Below are 21139 nucleotides of genomic sequence, written 5' to 3' on the forward strand. Positions count from 1 at the left end.
TTATATACTCTTTCTATTTTTTCAAGGTGCTTCCCCTTTGCATTTTCCATGTTCCCAAACTCAAAAAATTTCACCTTTTTAATGCCAACGTATTGAAATAATGCTTTACGCATTAAAACTTTATGTGCGTTATTTAGCCAAAACATGGGATAAAAGGTCGGACCTTTCATTACAGAAATACATACGACTGATTTACCCTTCAACAAACCTTCTGGTAACAACTTACCGTTATCTTTGTATGCAAATCCTGAAGCAAAAATTTTATCAATATAACCCAATAACATAGCTGGTGGTCTCCCCCACCATATAGGATAGATAAAAATAATCTTTTCTGCCCACGATAGTTGATTACGATAGTTCTCTAAATCTGGATCTTTATACATATCTCTTCTCTTACTCTTCTCCCCAAATGTAAGGATTGGATTAAAATTTTCACCATATAAATCTAAGACCTGAACATTTTGGATAGCATGGTTTTCCTTACACCCTCGAATTACCCCTTGTAAAAATGAGTAGCTTAAGCTTTGGTGATTGGGATGGGTAAAAACAATTAAAACATTCATAAAAAACACCTCTTTAGTTATCATTTGATAACTAAAGGGTAACATCCACCCGATTTAGTTGTCAATTGATAATTGTTTTTTGATAATATATTTGATACTTTGTAAAATGAGGTGATTTATATGGACAAAGGTGAGCTTTTCCAACAGTTTGTTCGATTTACTACATCTGTACATCAAGTGACAAACGATATGACAAAAGAAATTAGAATTGAAAACATAACTACCGTTCAATATAAAATATTAGAGTTCATTACAGTTAGCCAACCTGTAACCCTCAGTGAGGTCAGTGAATGCTTACATCTATCTTTACCTAATTCTAGCCGTGAGTTAAAGAAATTAATCCAAAACCAACTATGCGAAAAAATTATTGTTCCGAATGATCGCCGCAAGTTTGATATTCGTCTTACAGAAAAAGGAACGGCACTAATGAATAAAGTGTTTCAACAGCTTGAATTAAAATTCCAAGAGCGAATTGATAATTTGAAAGAGCCGGAATTAAAAGAAATTCAAGAGGCAATCAAAATTTTACAAACTAAATTATTTACTTAGATGAAATGGAAAGATCCAAGATGAAACATATCATGAACTGATTTGTTAATTTTAAAAAGTTATATTATAACTCTTATTGACTCAAGGTAGACCTCTACTTTTTCATGTAAAAGAAAAACCCACGGGGGGGCAGAAAATACCCCGAATCATTAGTCCGAGGGAACATAAAACACACTTTAATATTTAGTTAAAAATTACTAAACCTATTGATATTAATGTGCATTAATAATAAACATCCCTCAAATACCCCACCTCAATCCCCATTCCACCGATCGAGTTAAAATAAAGTTTTCCGATAATGTTGCGTAGTGGAAACACGAGAAAACCGAGAAAAGACAGGGGATGAGCATGAAAAAGACCCGGAAATCGGAAATGTTTATTTTCACGAAATCGGGGTCTTAGTCGGAAATGTTTATTTTGTTTAGGTGATTTATAATTTAATTAGACATAGTAGTTGTAAGGGTTATAGGGATAAGAATTTCCAACATAGAATGTTAAAATAAAATGTCCAGAGATGTAATCCTATTTGGGCTACTTTTTGTGTTAGAAATTATGGTGGTTTCAACAAATGAAAAGTATATAGTCGCTACAATGAAATTGTTCACATACCTAATTACATCAACCAAAATATCTTATAATGAAGCTCAAAAACAATTATATGAATATATCTTAAAATTGACTCTAGCAACTACTAAGAGAGACTCTATCTTTATATTAAACTAATTATAAATCATGTGGAGTAAATTCTTCCATGAAAGTTGGCGTAATAGAGATAGGAGATCCCTTAAATAGATAGCTGAGAGTACCTTTCATATGGATGGATGCACTCAATCCTTGATACGCCCCAACATGATCAATGATTGACCAACTTCTAATAGGAGTCCACTGTGACAATCCGATTTTTGAAGATGAATATGAATTACCTTCCAACGTGATACTTTTAATATAACCCGATCTTACAGATGCCTCGAAATCCTGTCGTATAGATGCAGTTGTGAGACCTGGTACAATAGCTGATACACTAGCAGTATAATCTGAGGGATAGCTTGCAGGATTTTTAATAACGCTTCGCATTCCAATCTCAGATTTTGAATTGTTATCAGTTTCTTTCTTTCCAAATTCTATAGTTATATTCTTTGCATTTGTTTTAATAAGTTCTGCTTCTTTTTTAAATGCATTGAGAATATCCTGTTTATTATAGTCGTACTTTTCCAGAGTTTCTTGTGTCAGTTTGACTGTGGGATTTTCGTATTTCACAATACCAGCGGAATAATTATCTAATTCCTCAACAAGAATTTCGTTAATCTCATTTTCCAAATCTTTTACTTCGCTTTCACCAAAAGGACTACTCTGTGCAAATACTGAAGATGTTGTAATTAATAGAAATGTAACCACCATAATATTAACTTTTACAAAATACTTCATTACAATTCCTCCTTTTTTATTTTAAAATCCAATATATGGTATATTATACATGATAGTCTAGTATTTGCAACCGCTTTCTGGTATATTTTAGTAGATTAAAAGGAGGTAGATAAAAATGAAAGAAAGAGAAAGGAAATCATTAGGATTGGGAAGTCTATCATTACCCTTATTTGTTATAGGTTTTTTACTTTATAATTTCAGTATTGAAAGAAAGGGGCCAATTGGAGATATTATCCTAGATTACTTTAATATTAATTTATCAAGTATTCTGTTCACCCTATTATTTTTGATTGCGGCTGTAATTATTGGAAGGAAATATAAAACTCACATGTTTGCAAAGATTGGTGTTATTCTTTCTCAAATTTTCTTAGTTCTCTATGCTATTACATTTATTACAATGGGCATTGAAAGTATAATTAACATATTATACTAAATAATACATTTTCTCTCTGTTGTCTTAATAGTTTAAGAGAATGCTTCAAATGAAAAACAAGCAATGATTTTTATTTCAGTAGTATTATTGCTAATGTTTTAAATTTAGTATCCCTAAACAAAATAATTAAAAATTCAGCACTTCGATTTAGTTGGTTTTATTGCGACTATAGGAATAACGACTATGATTGTCATATCAGGGGTTTTAGTATTTGAAAGCTATTATGAATAGCTCGTTAGGAATACAGATAATAAATTTCTAATTGGGCTATTTCTATTGGTACGAGAAGTACAACTACATCCTTTTCAACCAGTTAGGAAATCAATCGCTAAAAAAGAACCCACATAAAAGTAGGTTCTTTTTTCTTCTTACATTTTCTCTGCTAAAGCCGAGATACCGCCACGTTGATTGGTTTTTAGTTCTACATGCCCAAGGTATCCAGAACCTTGAAATACTTCAAACATACCGTAATACCGCAGTTACTTCCTTCTGCATACGGAGTGTCAATTTGTCGCTTATCCCCGTCGAGGATAATTCTACCCCGTTCATTGCCATCCTCAATTTCCATTCGTTCTAAAACTGTTTTTAACATGTCTACATCATAGTTTTGCACTTCTGTAATGTAAAGAATGTCATTGTAGTTTGTTCCCCTAATATCCTCAACAGCAATCATATTGATCTTTTCTCTTGCAATGAGCTGTTCTGTGTACTCCAAGCCGAGTTTTGTGCGAAGGATTGCACCATGGTTAGAAAGAAGAATCTTATATTTAATGTCACCTTTTTCAATCCAAACGTTTTACTCCCTCTTAAAGGAACGTTATTTGTCACAATGTAGATCTGTGTTTCTTGGTATTCCAATTGTTGCATCATATAAGCAAAAGACAAATAGGATTTTCCTACTCCTGTTGGACCTGTAATGGTCGTTAAAGGGGGTGACGTTAGACTATCCATTACAATCGCTTGCTGAAAATCCTTTCGCCTTACTTCAGGAAAGGCAGAACTATGGAATCTTTGTTCCATACTTATCCTTCTATACATCTGCCCATCCCATTTCCAAGCTCCAGTTGCCTTTTCTTGGTCTGGAGTATTTGGATCAGGATAATCTAAGAGAAGGAGATATTTCCCTAATTGCAACTCAAAATGATTTTCATGTAAATAGTTCTTCCGATTTACCATTTGATAGAATTCGGATACTCGGTGATCATCTATGAATACTTCTTTGGTACCCTGATAGAACTCTTTTCGCTTTGTTTGGCAGATTTAGCTAAAAACCAAAGGAAGCTGCTTGCAATCGTAAAGCGAGGTCCTACTGAAGTCCACTTTTTCCTAATTTTATAATATAGTTTTGCGTTTTTTCACCTTTTTTTCTGTTTTAAAATAAAGTTCTCCGAAAATGTTGCATGAAGGAAACACGAGAGAACCGAGACAAGATAAGGGATGAGCATGAAAAAGACCCCGAAATTGGAAATGAATATTTTCACGAAATCGAGGTCTTAATTGGAAATGTTTATTTTGGTTAGGTGATGTTTAAATTAATTAGACACTTTTAAATGTATCTCTGCTACAGCTTCAATATGTCCAGTCTGTGGAAACATATCAACTGGTTGTACCTGTTTTGTTTCATAACCACCATCTTCTAAAATACGTAGGTCACGAGCAAGTGTAGATGGATTACAAGATACATATACAATTCGTTTTGGTTTCATTGTTATCATAGCCTCAAGTAAAGCTTCTTCACAGCCTTTGCGTGGGGGATCTACAACAATCACGTCAGGTCTTAATCCTTGATCCTTCCACCATGGCATTACTTTCTCCGCTTCCCCAACAAAGAACTCTGCATTATCAATGTTGTTTAACTTTGCATTTGCTTTGGCATCTGATATTGCTTCTGGAACTATTTCTACTCCGTACACTTTTTTTGCCTGCTTAGCCAAGAATAGAGAGATAGTACCGATTCCGCAATATGCATCAATTACTGTTTCTCCACCAGTTAAATTAGCATACTCAAGTGCTGTGTCATACAATTTCTTCGTTTGGGGGGGATTTACTTGATAAAATGACTTGGCAGAGATAGCGAATCTTATGTCCCCGATGTTATCATAGATATATTCTTCTCCCCAAAGCACTTTTGTTTTTTTACCTAAGATCACATTTGTTTTGTTTGGATTTATATTTTGTACAATTGACTTGATCTGTGGATAAGTTTCGTGTAGTTCTTTAACTAATTCATCCTTACCAGGTATATCCTCTGTTCTAGTGACCAACACAATCATCGTTTCTTCAGTTGCCCGACCAGTTCGGACCATAATATGACGAAGGATGCCTCGGTGACTTTTCTCATCATAGGCTGGAATGCTTAGACGATCGGCCATGCGACGGACTGCCTCAACCATGCGATCATTTATTTCAGCTGTAATGACACATCGGTCCATTCCTTCAATAACCTCATGACTTCGTTTCTTATAAAATCCAGTGATAAGTTCCCCATGTTTTTTTGCTACAGGTATTTGAACTTTGTTTCGATATCTCCATGGATCATCCATACCGATTGTCGGGTGAACAGGAATATTCTCTATATGGCCAATTTTCCGTAGCGTATTTTCCACTTGATTTCGTTTCATCTCTAGTTGCATCTTGTAGCTCATGTGTTGCAACTGACATCCACCACACTGAACATAGACATCACAAGGCGGTTCTACGCGTTCTGGACTAATTTCATCAATATCTAGTAATTTGCCGAATCCGAAATTTTTCTTTACTTTGATAACCTTTACTTTCGCTCGTTCTCCAGGTAATGCGTATGGCACAAACAATGGGTAACCATTGATTTTACCAACCCCATCTCCATCATGCGTGATGTCTTCAAATGTTAATTCAATTGTTTCATTTTTTTCTACCGGTGGTGCTTGTTTACCCATATATCATCGTCCTTCATGTCAAATACTGTCCAAATTTTAACACAACCTTAACTTAATAGGAAATCTCTCGCCAAAAATGATACAAATTGACATTTATTTTCATTTCCCAGGAAATATGTCATGATACTTTGTCGAAACACTTGGTGATCATCTTCTATTACTATTTCCCTGTTGTGTAACTGTAATACTCTGTTATTGCAAAGACTAAAGACGAAAAAAACAATCCCTTAAATAATCTATTTAAGGGATTAAAGTTCATTCAGTTGTTTCAGCCAACTCTAGTTGCTTCTCTATAAAATCTTTTGGAACAAAAAACTGTATGTGCTGAAATAAGTTAACAAATTCCCCTGGTAATAAACCACCAAACTCACCATCAATATTTAACTGCATTTTTTCATCTGAATGGACCTTTATACGATTAGCCCTTGTATAGAAAATTCTAGGATCCTCTAAGTGCGCCCCTCGTAATGCAAGAGAAGCTATCCGTACGAATTCAGCCAAATTAGTCTTTCGTAATATGAGCAAATCAAAATAACCATCATCTAATGATGCAGTTGGGGCTAATTTTTCAAACCCACCTACAGAGTTTGTGTTTGAAACTAGAAACAACATAATTTCATCTTCAAACCATTTGCCATCATACTCAATTTGTACTCTTATAGGTCTCAAGGAAGGAAGCATCTCAATCCCTTTTAAATAATACGCTAGTTGACCAAGCATTGTTTTAAGCTTACTTGGCACCTCATATGATAGCTCCGTTAATTTACCTCCACCAGCTATATTCATGAAGTAATGATCATTTACACGTCCAATATCTAACGCTTTGTAATTATCTTCTAATATGATATCTACAGCCTTATGAATGTTTCTAGGAATTGACAATGCCCTTGCAAAGTCGTTTGTTGTTCCAACAGGAATTATTCCTAGTCTTGGACGATATTCTTGTTCTGCAATACCATTCAACACTTCATTGATTGTACCGTCTCCACCTGCTGCTACTACTATATCAAACCGTCTTTCTACCGCATATTTTGCAGCTTCTATCGCATCACCAGCTCCAGTAGTTGCATGTACAGACGTTTCATAGCCCGCTTGCTCGAAGCGCTTTAGTACATCTGCTATTTCCTTTTTAAACATCTCACGTCCAGACGTTGGATTGTAGATAATACGGGCTTGTTTCATAGGTCTCCCCCTATCTATTTCTCACATTTTCTATCTTACATCATAGACCTTTTCCAATCATTTGAAAAGTGTTTTTCAGTTAAGATAGATTAGATCAAGAAATAAAAAGGGAACCGATCATACATGAACAGTTCCCCTCATTATTATCTTTTGTTCATTTCCTCTAGTAAAATTTTATTTACCATAGGAGGGTTTGCTTGTCCCTTCGTTTGTTTCATAACCTGGCCGACTAAGAAACCTAACGCACGGTCCTTACCATTCTTAAAGTCTTCAATAGATTGTTCATTAGCATCTAATATACTTGTAATAATCTCTTTTAATTGACCTTCATCGGAAATTTGGACAAGTCCCTTATCTTTAACAATTTTTTCAGGATCTCCACCATTTTCAACAAGCTCTGCAAAAACCTTTTTGGCAATTTTAGACGATATTGTTCCATCTTCAATCAACTTGATCATTTTTGCTAATGATTCAGGTGTTAAGGCTAAGTCATGCAGTTCTTTTTGTTGTTTGTTCATGAAAGCAGATACTTCACCCATTAGCCAGTTAGAGGCTTGTTTCACGTCTCCACCTGCTGTAATTGTAGCTTCAAAGAAATCTGACATCTCTTTTGTACTTGTTAACACAGCTGCGTCATAAGTAGGTAATTCTAGCTTTTCAATATAACGAAGTCTTCTAGCATCGGGAAGTTCAGGAATCTCAGCACGGATTCTTTCCTTCCACGCGTCATCAATGTAAAGTGGAACCAAATCAGGCTCAGGGAAATAACGATAATCGTCTGATCCTTCTTTAACACGCATTAAGATCGTTTCTTTTGTTTGTTCATCATAACGTCTAGTTTCTTGAAGGATTTCTCCCCCAGCTAGTAAAACTTTTTGTTGACGTTTTTCTTCGAATTCTAGTCCTTTTTGTACAAAGGAGAAAGAGTTTAAGTTTTTAAGCTCTGTTTTTACACCAAATTGTTCTTGTCCAATTGGTCTAAGAGAAATATTCGCATCACAACGAAGTGATCCTTCTTCCATTTTACAGTCTGATACACCTGTATATTGAATAATGTTCTTTAGCTTTTCTAAGTAAGCATAAGCTTCTTCAGGAGAGCGTAAGTCTGGTTCAGATACGATCTCTACTAAAGGTGTTCCTTGGCGATTATAGTCAACTAGTGAATAGCCATCATCACTGTGTGTTAATTTACCTGCATCCTCTTCCATATGTAGACGGGTGATGCCGATTTTTTTCTTCTTACCGTTTACTTCTATCTCTATCCAACCATTTTCTCCGATTGGTTTATCAAATTGAGAGATTTGATAAGCTTTAGGATTATCTGGATAGAAGTAGTTTTTTCGGTCAAATTTTGTATCTGAAGCAATTTCACAGTTTAAAGCCATTGCAGCTTTCATTGCGAAGTTTACAGCCTCTTCATTTAAAACAGGCAAAACACCAGGATACCCTAAGTCGATTGGATTAACATTGGCGTTAGGTTCTGAACCAAAAGCGTTGAAACTAGGACTAAAAATTTTGGAGTTAGTTTTTAACTCTACGTGTACCTCTAATCCGATGATTGTTTCAAAATTCATTACCTGTCACCTCCTAGTTCTGGTCTCATTTTGTGATGCTCTGTCGCTTGTTCAAACGCATGAGCTACTCGATATAATGTTAGTTCATCAAAATGCTTACCAATTAATTGCAATCCAATTGGTAATCCTTGGCTTGAAATACCACAAGGAATAGACATTGCTGGGACACCCGCAAGGTTAATTGGACTAGTTAAAATATCATCTGCATACATTGTTAGTGGATCATCTATCTTTTCTCCAATTTTGTATGCTGGCGTTGGAGTCGTTGGTCCAACGATAACGTCATATTTATCAAAAACCTTCTCAAAATCTTCTTTAATCAATGTACGAACTCGTTGGGCTTTCTTATAATAAGCATCATAGTAGCCAGAGCTTAAGGCAAATGTACCTAGCATGATACGACGTTTTACTTCATCACCAAAGCCTTCACTACGTGATAGCTTAAACATATCTAGCATATTTTCAGCTTTTTCAGAACGTACACCATAGCGCACGCCGTCAAAGCGAGCAAGGTTTGCTGATGCTTCAGAAGAAGATAGTAAATAATAAGCAGCAACTGCATAGCGAGAATGTGGTAATGAAACCTCTTCCCATGTAGCTCCAAGGTTCTCGTACACTTTTAAGGCATTAAGTACAGCTTCTTTAACCTCAGGCGCGACACCTTCTTGCAAATATTCTTTCGGAACCGCAATTTTTAACCCCTTAACATCTTTATTGATTGCTTCACTATAGTTAGGTACCTCTACGTTAGCAGATGTAGAGTCCATTTTATCTAGACCAACAATAGATTGTAATAAATGAGCATTATCTTCTACAGTACGTGTAATTGGACCGATTTGATCTAATGAAGATGCAAAGGCAACTAAACCAAATCTTGAAACAAGCCCGTATGTAGGTTTAAGACCAACTACTCCACAGAAAGCTGCCGGTTGGCGAATTGAACCACCAGTATCAGATCCTAATGAGAAAAATACTTCACTAGCTGCAACAGCAGCAGCAGAACCACCACTAGACCCCCCTGGCACATAGTCTGTATTCCAAGGATTTCTTGTTTTTGCATAACTAGAATTTTCAGTAGATGAACCCATAGCAAATTCATCCATATTAAGCTTACCAATTGTAATCGTATTTTGAACATTTAATCGCTCCATTACAGTTGCGTCATACAATGGATCATCAAAGTTGTCCAAAATTTGGCTAGCACATGTAGTTCGTAAACCTTTTGTTACAATATTATCTTTAACACCTAAAGGCATTCCATAAAGTATAGAAGAATCTGAACCTAGATTCTCATCTAATTCTTTCGCTTGCGCCCTAGCTGCCTCTTCATTTAGTGTTATGAATGATTTAATTTGTCCATCAACTTGTCCGATTCTATTATAAGATTCAGACACTAGGTCTGATACAGTAATCTCCTTATTATGTAATTTCGCTTGTAATTCTTTCAATGAATGGTCGAATAACGACATATAGATCAACCTCCTTATTCTAAAATAGATGGAACACGGAAATGGCCATTTTTTTGGTCTGGAGCATTTTTCAATGCATCTTCTTTTTCAATCCATTTCTTCGGTTCATCTTTTCTCATAACGTTTTTCAAATCTAGTACGTGTGTAGTTGGTTCAACATTATCCGTATCCAATTCGTTAAGGAGCTCCGCGTAATTAATGATATCACCAAGCTGTTGTGTCATCTTTTCTACTTCTTCATCAGTAAGCGCAAGTCTTGCAAGATGCGCTACGTGTTTTACTTGTTCCTTTGAGATCTCTGACATACCTTTCACCTCCGATTATTATCCTATCTACTACCCTTCCTAGTAGATCAATCATACGCTCTATATTTATAATTAAATATTAGTAACAATACTTATGATAATAGCAAAAAAACTGTAGTATTAGCAACTTCTACAATTTTCGCCTATCCTTGTCTATTTTATAACACAGATTACAATTAGTTAAGACAGTCCGGGTAATTAATTATATCCGAAGCCCACTCTTAAAGATTGTTTCGCAATATCTATAAAATGCGTCGCAAGAAATTATTCTATCCATCTCAATCGTTGCGGTATTTTGAGGTAGAAGAAATTACCTGCACTAATCTGCTTCAATAAGTTGCTATTTTCTTTGTGAAAAGGGATTGTAAAAAGTTACTGTAGATGTTATCTCAACTATTCATTAAATAGATAAAATAAAAACAATCACAAAAAAGAAGAGTTCCTCTCGAATGGAGAAGAACTCTTCTTAATGTACATATTAATATTTAGATGCAGCTTCTTCAAACTCGGCTTCAATAGCTGGTGAAGGCTTCCCACCCAAACTAATTAGAACTGTAATAATTAAGTTCAATAAGAATGCTGGTACAATTTCATATAGGCCGAATATAGGAGCCATATCTGCCGTTAAGAAATCACCCCAGATGATAACTGTTAGTGCACCAACAATGATACCAGCTAAAGCACCATTACGAGTAACACCTTTCCAGAACAAGGCTAGTATGATAATTGGACCAAATGCACCACCAAAACCAGCCCAAGCATAACTTACTAGCGATAATACAGAGCTATCTGGATTTGTAGCAAGTAAAGTTGCAACAACAGCGATTACTGCAACAGCAGCACGCCCAATCCATACTAGTTCTTTTTCAGAAGCATTTTTACGTAAGATAGCTTTATAGAAATCTTCTGCTACTGCAGATGAAGAAACAAGCAACTGGGAGTCAATTGTACTCATAATCGCAGATAAGATTGCCGCTAATAAGACACCTGAAATTACTGGATCAAATAGAATTTGAGAAAATGCAATAAAGACTTTTTCTGGGTCAGCAAGCATTTGGACGCCAGCATCAGAATCTTTCACTGCAATTCCAAGTTCTTTTAACATACCCACGTCTTGTGTACTAATAAAAGCTAGACCTGCCAAACCAGTGAATAAAGCACCGTAGAGGCCAACAATCATCCAACCTGTACCGATGAAACGCGCTTTAGGTACATCACTTGCTGAACGAAGTGCCATAAAACGTGTGATGATATGTGGCTGACCGAAATAGCCAAGGCCCCATGCAAGGTTAGAAATAATTGCAATGGCACCAACACCCGCAACCATGTTCAAATGGCTTGGGGAAATGTTACCTACCGCATCAATGGTAGCATCCCAACCACCTACAACTGAAATCGCACGAATAGGTACTACGATTAAGGCGATAAACATTAAAATACCTTGGATAAAGTCCGTCCAACTTACTGCTAAGAACCCGCCTAAGAATGTATAAGAAACAATGACGATAGCACCAATCCATAGTGCTTGACTATATGATAAACCAAAGGACGCCTCAAATAATTTTGCGCCACCAACCATACCTGATGATGTATAAAAAGTGAAGAATACCAAAATTACAAGTGCAGAGATAACACGTAATAAGTGAGATGAATCGCGGAAACGGTTTTCTAAGAAATCCGGAATGGTAATGGAATTGTTTGATACTTCTGTATAAACCCGTAATCTTTTAGCAATGAACTGCCAATTTAAAAATGCACCAATAGCAAGCCCTACGGCTATCCAACTTCCAGACAAACCAGACGCATAAATCGCACCCGGAAGCCCAAGTAATAACCAACTACTCATATCAGATGCACCAGCACTTAACGCTGCCACCCCTGGTCCTAATCTTCTTCCTCCAAGTACGTAATCCGATAGATTACTAGTTAAACGATATGATATAACTCCGATAAGTAACATACCAAGTAAATAAACAATAAATGTTATTAAAGTAGCTGTTGACATGTTTTATTATTCTCTCCTCTCAGTAAATAGCGTGATAATAGATAAAATGACTAAGATCGGCATTGGAACAAACAGCCAAAACCAAGTCGCACCTGATAAAGCAAATTCTTCCATGGACTAACCCTCCTTTTTATACATTTGTATGCATTAGTTTCATTTGTATCACCATTATTTTTCAGGTGACCTTCTGCACAACCCTAATAACCATAACACAATATTAGATTCAGAACATTCTAAATAATATATAAATTAATATATTATGAATAATTATACAATAACTACTAATGCATGATACTTATATACCCCAAATAAATCATATCTATTCATGAAAATTAATAAAATTAATTTTCATGAATAGAACATTACATCACGATTTGTCAATACATTTTTATGTTTTTTGAACTTTTACAACATTTCAGATGTTGTTTTACCCTGCATGTGGTGAACCAAGTAATCTGGTCCCCCAGCTTTAGAGTCAGTCCCAGACATGTTAAACCCACCAAATGGGTGATAGCCTACTATCGCTGCCGTACAGCCACGATTAAAGTATAGATTTCCAACATGAAAATCTTCACGAGCCTTCTCTATATGAACTCGATTGTTAGAAAATACTGCACCTGTTAAACCATATTCTGTATCATTGGCATATTCAATCGCTTCATCAAAATTACTAGCCTTCGAGAATCCAACTACAGGGCCAAATATTTCTTCCTGCATCAGTCTAGATTTTGGATCCAAATCAGCAAAAACAGTTGGATTGACAAACCAACCAGTGGTGTTGTTTCCATCTCCACCAACCATTAACTTACCTTCTTGTTTCCCAATATCCACATAATCTAGTATTTTATTATAAGAGGCTTCATCAATAACTGGACCCATGTAAGTATAGTAATTCGTCGGATCGTCCACTTTAATTTTTTTCGTTTTTTCCACTACAAGCTCAAGTAGTTCATCATAAACAGCTTCATGTGCAATAACCCGAGAACATGCAGAACATTTTTGACCAGAGAACCCATATGCAGAATAGGTAATGGCTTCTGCTGCTGCATCAAGGTCAGCATCTTCATCTACAACAATAGTATCTTTTCCACCCATTTCTATAATGGTCCGCTTTAACCATTTTTGACCTGGTTGAACAACAGATGCTCGCTCAAAAATCCGTGTCCCTACTTCTCTAGAACCCGTGAATGAGATAAATCTAGTTTTCGGATGATCGACTAAGTAATCTCCTACCTCTGAACCGCTACCTGGAATAAAGTTTACAACCCCATCTGGCATACCCGCTTCTTCTAATACTTCCATTAGCTTATAACTGATAATTGGAGTTGTACTAGCCGGCTTTAGTAATACGGTATTCCCTGTAACCATTGGCGCTACTGTCGTACCACACATAATCGCGAACAGAAAATTCCACGGCGAAATCGTAACGCCAACACCTAAAGGAATATAGTGATATCGGTTGTTTTCCACTTCACGACTATTGATTTCCACACCGTCTTTCAACCGAATCATTTGACGACCATAATACTCTAGGAAATCGATCGCCTCTGCTGTATCGGCATCCGCTTCCTTCCAAGGTTTTCCGCCTTCTAGAACTAGGTGTGCGGTAAACTCATGCTTCCGACGCCTAATAATCGCTGCTGCTCTAAACAAAATATCAGCACGCATTTCAGGTTTTGTTTTTCTCCACCATTGGAAGGTCTCATCTGCAACTTTCATCGCTTTCTCAGCTAATTCCCTATTAGCTTTTGATACATAGCCAATCACTTGATCTTTTTTAGCTGGATTGAATGAAGTAATTTTGTCGTCAGTTGTAATCCGCTCACCACCGATGATAAGTGGATACTCCTTACCAAGGTTTGCTTCTGCTAATTGCAGTTCCTTTTCAAGCGCTCTTCTGTTTTCTTCAATGGAAAAGTCAGTAAAGGGTTCATGCTTATATGGCGTTACCATGGACTACTCCTCCTTTTATGGGTATAAATAGAGCCTTTTTTAATCGGGGTTGCTACTCCTTAAATTAAATCAGGCTTCTCCTCTCCCTTTAATAACTGTATGTATTAATATCGCCAATCATGTCCCTGTAGATTATTTCTGCTTCTTTTATCCCCCATAACCTATATGAACCTACCACTACACCTTTAAATATAGGCCTTTTTTTGATTAAAAAAGCGCGATTCCCCAACTGGAAATCACGCTTTTTATCAATGATAGATATGCACGTAAGCCTCATCTTCTCCCGCTTCTCGTGTAATTAAGCTTTCTTGCTTATCACTTGATGTTATATTGATCTCTAAATCATAATGATTTTGAAAACCTTCCATGACTAACCCATATACATATTGCGTAAAACCAATTACTTCTGCCTTACCGTTAAAGGTAATTGGTATCTCAATAGTTAGTTTTCTTAGTTGATCATCCACATAAAACCCTTTACCAATTACACTGACATAGTTAGGAAAATATTCGGCGACATCTGATTCAAAGTCGGTAAGATTCGCCCATGTATCAGGATAATCTTTTTTCGCTTCATTAGAAGGAAATAATACATGCTTCTCTTTAATGGTCTCCCAATCCTTTACAGAGGAGCTTCCCTTAGCTACCGTTGTTTTGGCCACAAAATTTCCAGGAACAAGTGAATCTTGCGCTTCTTCACGATAGAGTGCCAACATTATTGGCACTTGTTCCAATCCTTTAATTTGTCGTGCTCGCTGCACAACTTCTTTGGCAACTCTATTGGCCTCTTTCATCATTTCCTCTTTACTAATTTTTTCATAATAATAAGGTCCACCAATTTCGGTTTGGAAGCGATAAACAGATTTCATAGCAATTCCAATAGATATACCACCTAATCGTACAATATCATCGTCGGTTTTAGTTAAATAATCCTGTTCCAAAATATGCGATAAATATTTCGGATTGTTTTGTTGTTGCTTCTTCTCTTCTTCTTCGTTATCTGTTTTCTTTATCTCGGGATTTAAACCAAGTTCCCCTTCTTTCGGGACGTACCTCTCTAACCATTCATAGACAATATCTTCCGTAATATATTGACCCTCTTGAAAATAATATTTATCCGTATCAAAAGTATCCTTCGAATGACGACGTAACCCTTCTTCTAACTGGTCAATATCAAGACGATTTGCTACCTGGTTTACAATAACACCACGTGATTTACTAATCTTATAATCAATTAGCACACGATAATTATCATCTGATAAATTGTAGCTAGGGATAATAGCCGTTTCTTGTTTCACATCCTCTTTATTTTCCTCAACGACATTTTCTTCTTTTTTATTAAAAGAAGGTGCACAGCTGGTCAAAATAAGCAGTATAGATAGTAATAATAAGCTTTTCCTTTTCATCGAATTCCTCCTACTCCTCCAAGGCCTCTCGTAACTGCTGTTCATTCCAAATTTCAATATTCAATTCCTGTGCTTTTGTTAATTTTGATCCTGCCTCTTCCCCAGCAATTAGAAGATCCGTTTTTTTACTTACACTACCAGTTACTTTACCGCCTAAAGCTTCAATCTTCTCTTTTGCTTCTTGACGATTTAACACTTCCAGTTTCCCCGTTAACACTACTGTTTTCCCCATAAATATGGAATCTGTAGGCTGATCGGCTTTCCTCGGGCCCTTATATTCCATATTTAATCCTAATGTTTCTAGTTCTGCTATTAATTCTTTAACTGGTTCTTCTTCAAAATAACGGACAATGGACTCTGCCATTTTTTCACCAATTTCATTAACAGCAACATAATCCTCGTAACTAGCATTGATTAAGTTTTCCATTGTCTCAAAGTTTTCAGCTAATGTACGAGCAGCCTTCGAGCCAACATAACGAATGCCAAGTCCGAATAATAATCGCTCCAATGAATTATCTTTAGAAGCTTCAATCGCGGCTAATAAATTATCAACTGATTTTTCACCCATTCGGTCGAGTTTTAACAATTCTTCTTTATCCAGTTTATATAGATCAGATATTTTATCAATTAGTTTTTCATCAAAAAGTTGTTCAATAACTTTTTCACCTAAACCATCAATGTTCATAGCGTTTCGCGATACATAGTGGGTTAGACCTTCTTTTAATTGAGCAGAGCAACTAGGATTGATACATCTTAAAGCAACCTCTCCCTCAAGACGAACTAACTCACTGCCACACGCAGGACACTCTGACGGCATATAGAAAGGTTCTTCCTTACCTGTTCGATTCTCTACAACCACCCGAACCACTTCTGGAATAATGTCACCAGCTTTTTTGATGACAACCGTATCGTTTATTCTAATATCTTTTTCACGTATCAGATCTTCATTGTGTAAAGATGCACGTTGCACTGTTGTTCCTGCTACCTTTACAGGCTCTAGCAAGGCTGTAGGCGTTACAACACCCGTTCGGCCTACGCTTAGTTCAATGTCAAGCAGCTTCGTAATTACCTCTTCTGCAGGAAATTTATATGCAATCGCCCATCTTGGACTTTTTGCCGTAAATCCTAAAGCTTCCTGATAGTCTAGTTGATCCACTTTTACTACAATTCCATCAATGTCATAGCTTAGGTTTGGTCTTTTTTCTACCCAACTATTTACATACTCTATTACTTCTTCTATTCCGTTACATTTACGCCATTCTGGATTAGTCTTAAATCCTAACTTCTGAAGATACGTTAGTCTATCGCTATGTGAGGTTAAGCTTCCTGCCTCCCACCTACCGACAGCATATAGAAAAATATCTAAGCTACGTTTAGCGGCTATCTTAGGATCTAATTGTCGAAGCGAACCTGCCGCGGCGTTACGTGGATTAGCGAATGCTTCTTCCCCATTCGCTTCCTTTTCCTCATTTAACTTAACAAATGATCTTTGCGGCATAAATGCTTCTCCACGTACCTCAATCGTATCAGACTGATCAATACGTAAAGGGATACTCCTTATGGTTTTCAGGTTATTGGTTATATCTTCTCCAATTTGACCATCTCCACGTGTTGCTCCTTGAACAAAAACACCCTTCTCATAGCGCAAGGAAACAGCCAATCCATCAATCTTTAACTCACATACATAGGTAATAGAGTCTACTCCAAGCCCTTCTCTTACACGTCGATCAAAATCTTTTAAATCTTCCTCGTTAAAGGCGTTCCCTAAACTAAGCATCGGTACATCGTGTTGCACCTTTTTAAAGGCATCAATTGGCTCTCCTCCTACTCTTTGCGTAGGAGAATCTGGCGTCATTAAGCTTGGAAACTCTGTCTCTAGCTTAATTAGTTCTTGCATCTTTTGATCATATTCATAATCCGAAACACTCGGTTTATCGAGCACATAATATTCATAATTATACTTATTTAATTCTTCACGTAGTGATTCTACTATTTGTTTGGCTTTCGCTTCTTCCATAAAGGGTTACACCTCGTTCTATTCTTTTGTAATAGGAGCAAACATTGCCAATAATCGCTTTATTCCTATCGGTGCTGGAAAAGCAATATCTAATTCCATCCCGTCACCCTGTCCATTTACCCGAACAACTGTCCCTTGCCCCCACTTTTTATGGTTGGCTTTGTCCCCAGGCTGCCATCCTAAAGATTCTCCACCAGTTGTGACTGGTTTCGGCTTCTTAGCAGCACGTTTTGGAGCCGCAAATGGGTCTGCTTTAGGCTGTTGTCTTTGTTTAGGTGCAAAGGATGAACCAAACATCGATTGCTTTACCTCTTCCATTCCTTCTAGCAACTCACTTGGAATTTCATTTATAAATCTACTCATGGGATTCATATTCGTTTTTCCAAATAAAGTTCGCATTTTTGCATGTGTTAAATGTAACAGCTTCTCAGCTCTCGTTATCCCAACATAAGCTAGTCTTCGTTCCTCTTGCATCTCTTCCTCGTCCATAATGGAACGACTGTGAGGGAAGACATTTTCCTCCATCCCTATCAAAAATACAACAGGAAACTCCAATCCTTTAGCTGCGTGTAAGGTCATTAAGGTTACTTTATTATCAGCAAACGGATCATCATCAACTCGGTCAATATCCGCAATTAAAGCTAGGTCGGTTAGAAAAGCAACTAATGTCTTGTCTTCACTACTCTCTTCAAAATGCTGTGTAACAGTTTTGAACTCCTCTAAGTTTTCTAATCTACTTTGTGCTTCAATACTACGCTCATTAATTAGCATTTCTTCATAGCCTGTCCGTTTCAATACTTCTTCAACCATATCAGTAGCTGTTAAGAACTCTTGTTGCGCAGTCCAGTTCTTAATTAAAGCACCAAATTCCGATAAAGCTTTAGCAGCCTTGGCACTAACACCTGCAAAGTCTACTTCTTGTGTAGCCGTATATAAAGAAATACCGTGCTCGTTTGCATATGCTTGTAGTTTTTCTACAGATGTCTTACCAATGCCTCGTTTTGGTTCATTGACAACTCGCGCAAAGCTAATATCATCATCAGGGTTAGAAATTAAGCGTAAGTACGCCAACATATCTTTAATTTCTTTTCGATCATAGAACTTTGTGCCTCCAATAATTTGATAAGGAATATTTGCTTTTACAAATGTTTCCTCAATTGATCGAGACTGGGCATTCGTACGGTAAAGAATAGCTACATCTTTATAATTATGTCCTTCAGTAGTAGTTAACTCCTGAATCTTATTTGTGACATATAGTCCCTCTTCTTGCTCTGTGGATGCTTGATAATAATGAATCTTGGCGCCATCCGTATTATCTGTCCAAAGGTTTTTAGGCTTACGCCCAGAGTTGTTCTCAATCACTTTATTCGCCGCTTTTAAAATAGACTTGGTAGAACGATAATTCTGCTCAAGCATAATAACCGCAGCATTAGGATAATCCTTTTCGAAATTAAGGATATTTGCTATATCTGCACCTCTCCAACGATAAATCGATTGATCTGAATCTCCTACCACACATAGGTTTCCGTACCTTTTTGCTAATTGCTTTACTAAATAGTATTGAGCATGGTTCGTATCTTGGTACTCATCAACATGAATATATTGAAAACGACGTTGATAATATTCCAACACCTCTGGTACACGGTCAAACAGCTGTATCGTTTGCATGATCAGATCATCAAAATCTAATGACTGATTTCGACGTAACGTTTTTTGATACCCCTCATAGACTTTAGCTACTGTTTGGTCATAGAAATTGCCTACCTGCTTACTATATTCCTCTGGGGTAATCAATTCATTCTTAGCCGAACTGATGGCACCAAGCATAGCCCTTGGTTCGAATTTTTTCGGATCTATATTCTTATCTTTTAATATGTTTTTAATAACAGTAAGTTGGTCTCCACTATCAAGAATGGAAAAATTACGATTGATCCCAATCCGGTCAATGTCTCTCCTTAAAATCCGAACACACATCGAGTGAAAGGTTGAAACCCAAATATTCGCCCCTTCAGGTCCAACTAATTTAGAAATCCTTTCTTTCATTTCACGTGCCGCTTTATTAGTAAACGTAATCGCTAAAACACTACGGGGAGAAACTTCCTTTTCCCCTAATAAATAGGCTATTCTATGTGTAAGTACTCTCGTTTTTCCACTTCCTGCACCAGCCATTATTAACAGAGGTCCCTCTGTATGTTGAACTGCTTTGCCCTGCTCCTTATTTAACCCACTCAGTAAGTCATCCATCGTTTGACTCATTCTATCTACCACCTTTTTTTACTCTATCCCTTAACTGCTTTTACCGTTTTAATTGACTCTTTAAAGTTATCGTAAATGCTATTTCCTACAACAACTACATCAGCATACTGACTCATTTCTTTTGCTTGGTCTGCGGTCGAAATTCCACCACCATAAAAAAGAAGTGTATTGGATAAATAAGTACTTAATTCTTCAACTAATTCAACATCGCCATACGTTCCACTATACTCTAAATAAAACACTGGTAATTGGAACATATTCTCTGCCATCCGCGCATAAGCAACGATATCTTCCCTGTCCGGTAATAAACAATTGGCACGTTTATACGCTTTGGCATCTTCGTTCATAATACAATAGCCTTCAACAAGCATTTCGTCCCAGTTAATAATATCACCAAATTCTTTTACAGCTTCGTGTTGGATATCCATCATCCACTTTTTTTCCTGGCTATTTAAAACCATAGGCACATAATAATAATCAAATCCAGGAGTAACCGACTCTAAGTTTGAAATTTCAAGTATGCACGGTACGGTAAATCTACGAATTCTACTTAATAATTGTAGTACATTATCTAATGTAACATTATCTGTTCCACCAACAATGATGGCATCAGTACCTGATTCACAAATTACTTCTAATTTTTCATCATCAATTTCTTTATCCGGGTCTAACTTAAATACATGTTTCCACTCTGCCATATTATACAAAACTTCAGTCCTCCAATTATGATGAAGTGAATTTTACAATCTCTATCTTCTACGTATCCATTTCTTCATTATAGCAAAAACCATATCGTTTTTAGAATGATAAAAGACTATTATTTGTAATCATTTTTTGGAAAAAGTCTAGTTATTTGGCTTACTTTTTAATCTTTCATATATTGTGTCGATAATATATTTGAATAATTTCTAGTAGATAGGGTTTATTTCTGGGGATTCAAGATAGACATGCCTATATAGTGGGTTCTTTATGAGAAGTACCGAATCATTTTGCTTCAAAATTAATCTTGGTCAATGTCTCCCTAACTTAAGACCTTTTTCCTTCGTCAGGCCTTACTACTCCGAAAAACAGTAAAAAGAAATAC

Annotated in this window: 17 protein-coding genes; 2 read left to right on the forward strand and 15 right to left on the reverse strand. The window is 36.5% G+C overall.

The genetic code is table 11. The features are described from left to right. The coding region (locus tag H7K77_RS13755) for an NAD(P)H-dependent oxidoreductase (protein WP_186578432.1) at positions 1-563 on the reverse strand (563 nt) is incomplete at its 3' end. Positions 564-683: 120 nt separating this feature from the next. Here H7K77_RS13755 and H7K77_RS13760 point away from each other — a divergent pair. Beyond that, positions 684-1112, forward strand: coding sequence for a MarR family winged helix-turn-helix transcriptional regulator (locus H7K77_RS13760; RefSeq protein ID WP_186578433.1), 429 nt, complete (start codon positions 684-686; stop codon positions 1110-1112). A gap of 723 nt (positions 1113-1835) precedes the next feature. On the opposite strand, the gene H7K77_RS13765 is transcribed toward H7K77_RS13760, so the two are convergent. Next, a complete protein-coding gene (locus H7K77_RS13765) occupies positions 1836-2537 on the reverse strand; it encodes a hypothetical protein (RefSeq protein ID WP_186578434.1) in 702 nt (233 codons plus the stop codon). A 115-nt stretch (positions 2538-2652) separates the two neighbouring features. Here H7K77_RS13765 and H7K77_RS13770 point away from each other — a divergent pair, with 115 nt between their 5' ends. After that, the gene (locus tag H7K77_RS13770; RefSeq protein WP_186578435.1) at positions 2653-2970 is read left to right on the forward strand and encodes a hypothetical protein; all 318 of its coding nucleotides are present in this window, start codon (positions 2653-2655) and stop codon (positions 2968-2970) included. 421 nt (positions 2971-3391) lie between these two features. On the opposite strand, the gene H7K77_RS21545 is transcribed toward H7K77_RS13770, so the two are convergent. From H7K77_RS21545 to pcrB, 13 genes are all read right to left on the reverse strand, one after another. After that, positions 3392-3685, reverse strand: coding sequence for a PhoH family protein (locus tag H7K77_RS21545; RefSeq protein ID WP_268911919.1), 294 nt, complete (start codon positions 3683-3685; stop codon positions 3392-3394). Further along, entirely contained in the window at positions 3640-4146 is a 507-nt protein-coding gene (locus tag H7K77_RS21550) for a PhoH family protein (protein WP_186578436.1), read from the reverse strand. The genes H7K77_RS21545 and H7K77_RS21550 overlap by 46 nt, the downstream gene beginning before the upstream one ends. Before the next feature lie 356 nt (positions 4147-4502). After that, positions 4503-5888: a 23S rRNA (uracil(1939)-C(5))-methyltransferase RlmD gene (gene rlmD / locus H7K77_RS13785; protein WP_186578437.1), complete on the reverse strand. Its 1386-nt coding sequence runs from the start codon at positions 5886-5888 to the stop codon at positions 4503-4505. 255 nt (positions 5889-6143) lie between these two features. After that, positions 6144-7070: a diacylglycerol kinase gene (locus tag H7K77_RS13790; RefSeq protein ID WP_186578438.1), complete on the reverse strand. Its 927-nt coding sequence runs from the start codon at positions 7068-7070 to the stop codon at positions 6144-6146. Positions 7071-7213: 143 nt separating this feature from the next. Continuing rightward, positions 7214-8644, reverse strand: a complete 1431-nt coding sequence (gene gatB, locus H7K77_RS13795; RefSeq protein ID WP_186578439.1) for an Asp-tRNA(Asn)/Glu-tRNA(Gln) amidotransferase subunit GatB — start codon at positions 8642-8644, stop codon at positions 7214-7216. Then, positions 8644-10113, reverse strand: a complete 1470-nt coding sequence (gene gatA, locus H7K77_RS13800) for an Asp-tRNA(Asn)/Glu-tRNA(Gln) amidotransferase subunit GatA (protein ID WP_186578440.1) — start codon at positions 10111-10113, stop codon at positions 8644-8646. Before gatA ends, gatB begins: the two co-directional genes overlap by 1 nt. 14 nt (positions 10114-10127) lie before the next feature. Then, the gene (gene gatC / locus H7K77_RS13805; protein ID WP_186578441.1) at positions 10128-10418 is read right to left on the reverse strand and encodes an Asp-tRNA(Asn)/Glu-tRNA(Gln) amidotransferase subunit GatC; all 291 of its coding nucleotides are present in this window, start codon (positions 10416-10418) and stop codon (positions 10128-10130) included. Positions 10419-10896: 478 nt separating this feature from the next. Then, positions 10897-12423, reverse strand: coding sequence for a sodium/proline symporter PutP (gene putP, locus H7K77_RS13810; protein WP_186578442.1), 1527 nt, complete (start codon positions 12421-12423; stop codon positions 10897-10899). Positions 12424-12828: 405 nt separating this feature from the next. Further along, positions 12829-14376 carry an L-glutamate gamma-semialdehyde dehydrogenase gene (pruA, locus tag H7K77_RS13815; protein WP_186578443.1) on the reverse strand — a complete coding sequence of 516 codons (1548 nt, stop codon included), beginning with the start codon at positions 14374-14376 and terminating at the stop codon, positions 12829-12831. A gap of 248 nt (positions 14377-14624) precedes the next feature. After that, on the reverse strand, positions 14625-15782 hold the full coding sequence (locus H7K77_RS13820; protein WP_186578444.1) for a CamS family sex pheromone protein: 1158 nt from the start codon (positions 15780-15782) through the stop codon (positions 14625-14627). A 10-nt stretch (positions 15783-15792) separates the two neighbouring features. Continuing rightward, on the reverse strand, positions 15793-17799 hold the full coding sequence (ligA, locus tag H7K77_RS13825; RefSeq protein WP_186578445.1) for an NAD-dependent DNA ligase LigA: 2007 nt from the start codon (positions 17797-17799) through the stop codon (positions 15793-15795). An 18-nt stretch (positions 17800-17817) separates the two neighbouring features. Continuing rightward, complete coding sequence (gene pcrA, locus H7K77_RS13830) at positions 17818-20055, reverse strand: DNA helicase PcrA (RefSeq protein ID WP_186578446.1); 2238 nt, start codon at positions 20053-20055, stop codon at positions 17818-17820. Positions 20056-20078: 23 nt separating this feature from the next. After that, complete coding sequence (gene pcrB / locus H7K77_RS13835; protein ID WP_186578447.1) at positions 20079-20762, reverse strand: heptaprenylglyceryl phosphate synthase; 684 nt, start codon at positions 20760-20762, stop codon at positions 20079-20081. Positions 20763-21139 lie beyond the last annotated feature (377 nt).

The sequence above is a fragment of the Aquibacillus kalidii genome (assembly GCF_014280935.1).
Lineage (GTDB): Bacteria > Bacillota > Bacilli > Bacillales > Amphibacillaceae > Aquibacillus_D > Aquibacillus_D kalidii.

Excerpts from the sequence above, each read along its gene's own strand:
- H7K77_RS13760 (WP_186578433.1), top strand. The coding sequence starts at position 684 with ATGGACAAAGGTGAGCTTTTCCAACAGTTTGTTCGATTTACTACATCT.
- H7K77_RS13765 (WP_186578434.1), bottom strand. The coding sequence starts at position 2,537 with ATGAAGTATTTTGTAAAAGTTAATATTATGGTGGTTACATTTCTATTA.
- H7K77_RS13770 (WP_186578435.1), top strand. The coding sequence starts at position 2,653 with ATGAAAGAAAGAGAAAGGAAATCATTAGGATTGGGAAGTCTATCATTA.
- H7K77_RS21550 (WP_186578436.1), bottom strand. The coding sequence starts at position 4,146 with ATGGTAAATCGGAAGAACTATTTACATGAAAATCATTTTGAGTTGCAA.
- rlmD (WP_186578437.1), bottom strand. The coding sequence starts at position 5,888 with ATGGGTAAACAAGCACCACCGGTAGAAAAAAATGAAACAATTGAATTA.
- H7K77_RS13790 (WP_186578438.1), bottom strand. The coding sequence starts at position 7,070 with ATGAAACAAGCCCGTATTATCTACAATCCAACGTCTGGACGTGAGATG.
- gatB (WP_186578439.1), bottom strand. The coding sequence starts at position 8,644 with ATGAATTTTGAAACAATCATCGGATTAGAGGTACACGTAGAGTTAAAA.
- gatA (WP_186578440.1), bottom strand. The coding sequence starts at position 10,113 with ATGTCGTTATTCGACCATTCATTGAAAGAATTACAAGCGAAATTACAT.
- gatC (WP_186578441.1), bottom strand. The coding sequence starts at position 10,418 with ATGTCAGAGATCTCAAAGGAACAAGTAAAACACGTAGCGCATCTTGCA.
- putP (WP_186578442.1), bottom strand. The coding sequence starts at position 12,423 with ATGTCAACAGCTACTTTAATAACATTTATTGTTTATTTACTTGGTATG.
- pruA (WP_186578443.1), bottom strand. The coding sequence starts at position 14,376 with ATGGTAACGCCATATAAGCATGAACCCTTTACTGACTTTTCCATTGAA.
- H7K77_RS13820 (WP_186578444.1), bottom strand. The coding sequence starts at position 15,782 with ATGAAAAGGAAAAGCTTATTATTACTATCTATACTGCTTATTTTGACC.
- ligA (WP_186578445.1), bottom strand. The coding sequence starts at position 17,799 with ATGGAAGAAGCGAAAGCCAAACAAATAGTAGAATCACTACGTGAAGAA.
- pcrA (WP_186578446.1), bottom strand. The coding sequence starts at position 20,055 with ATGAGTCAAACGATGGATGACTTACTGAGTGGGTTAAATAAGGAGCAG.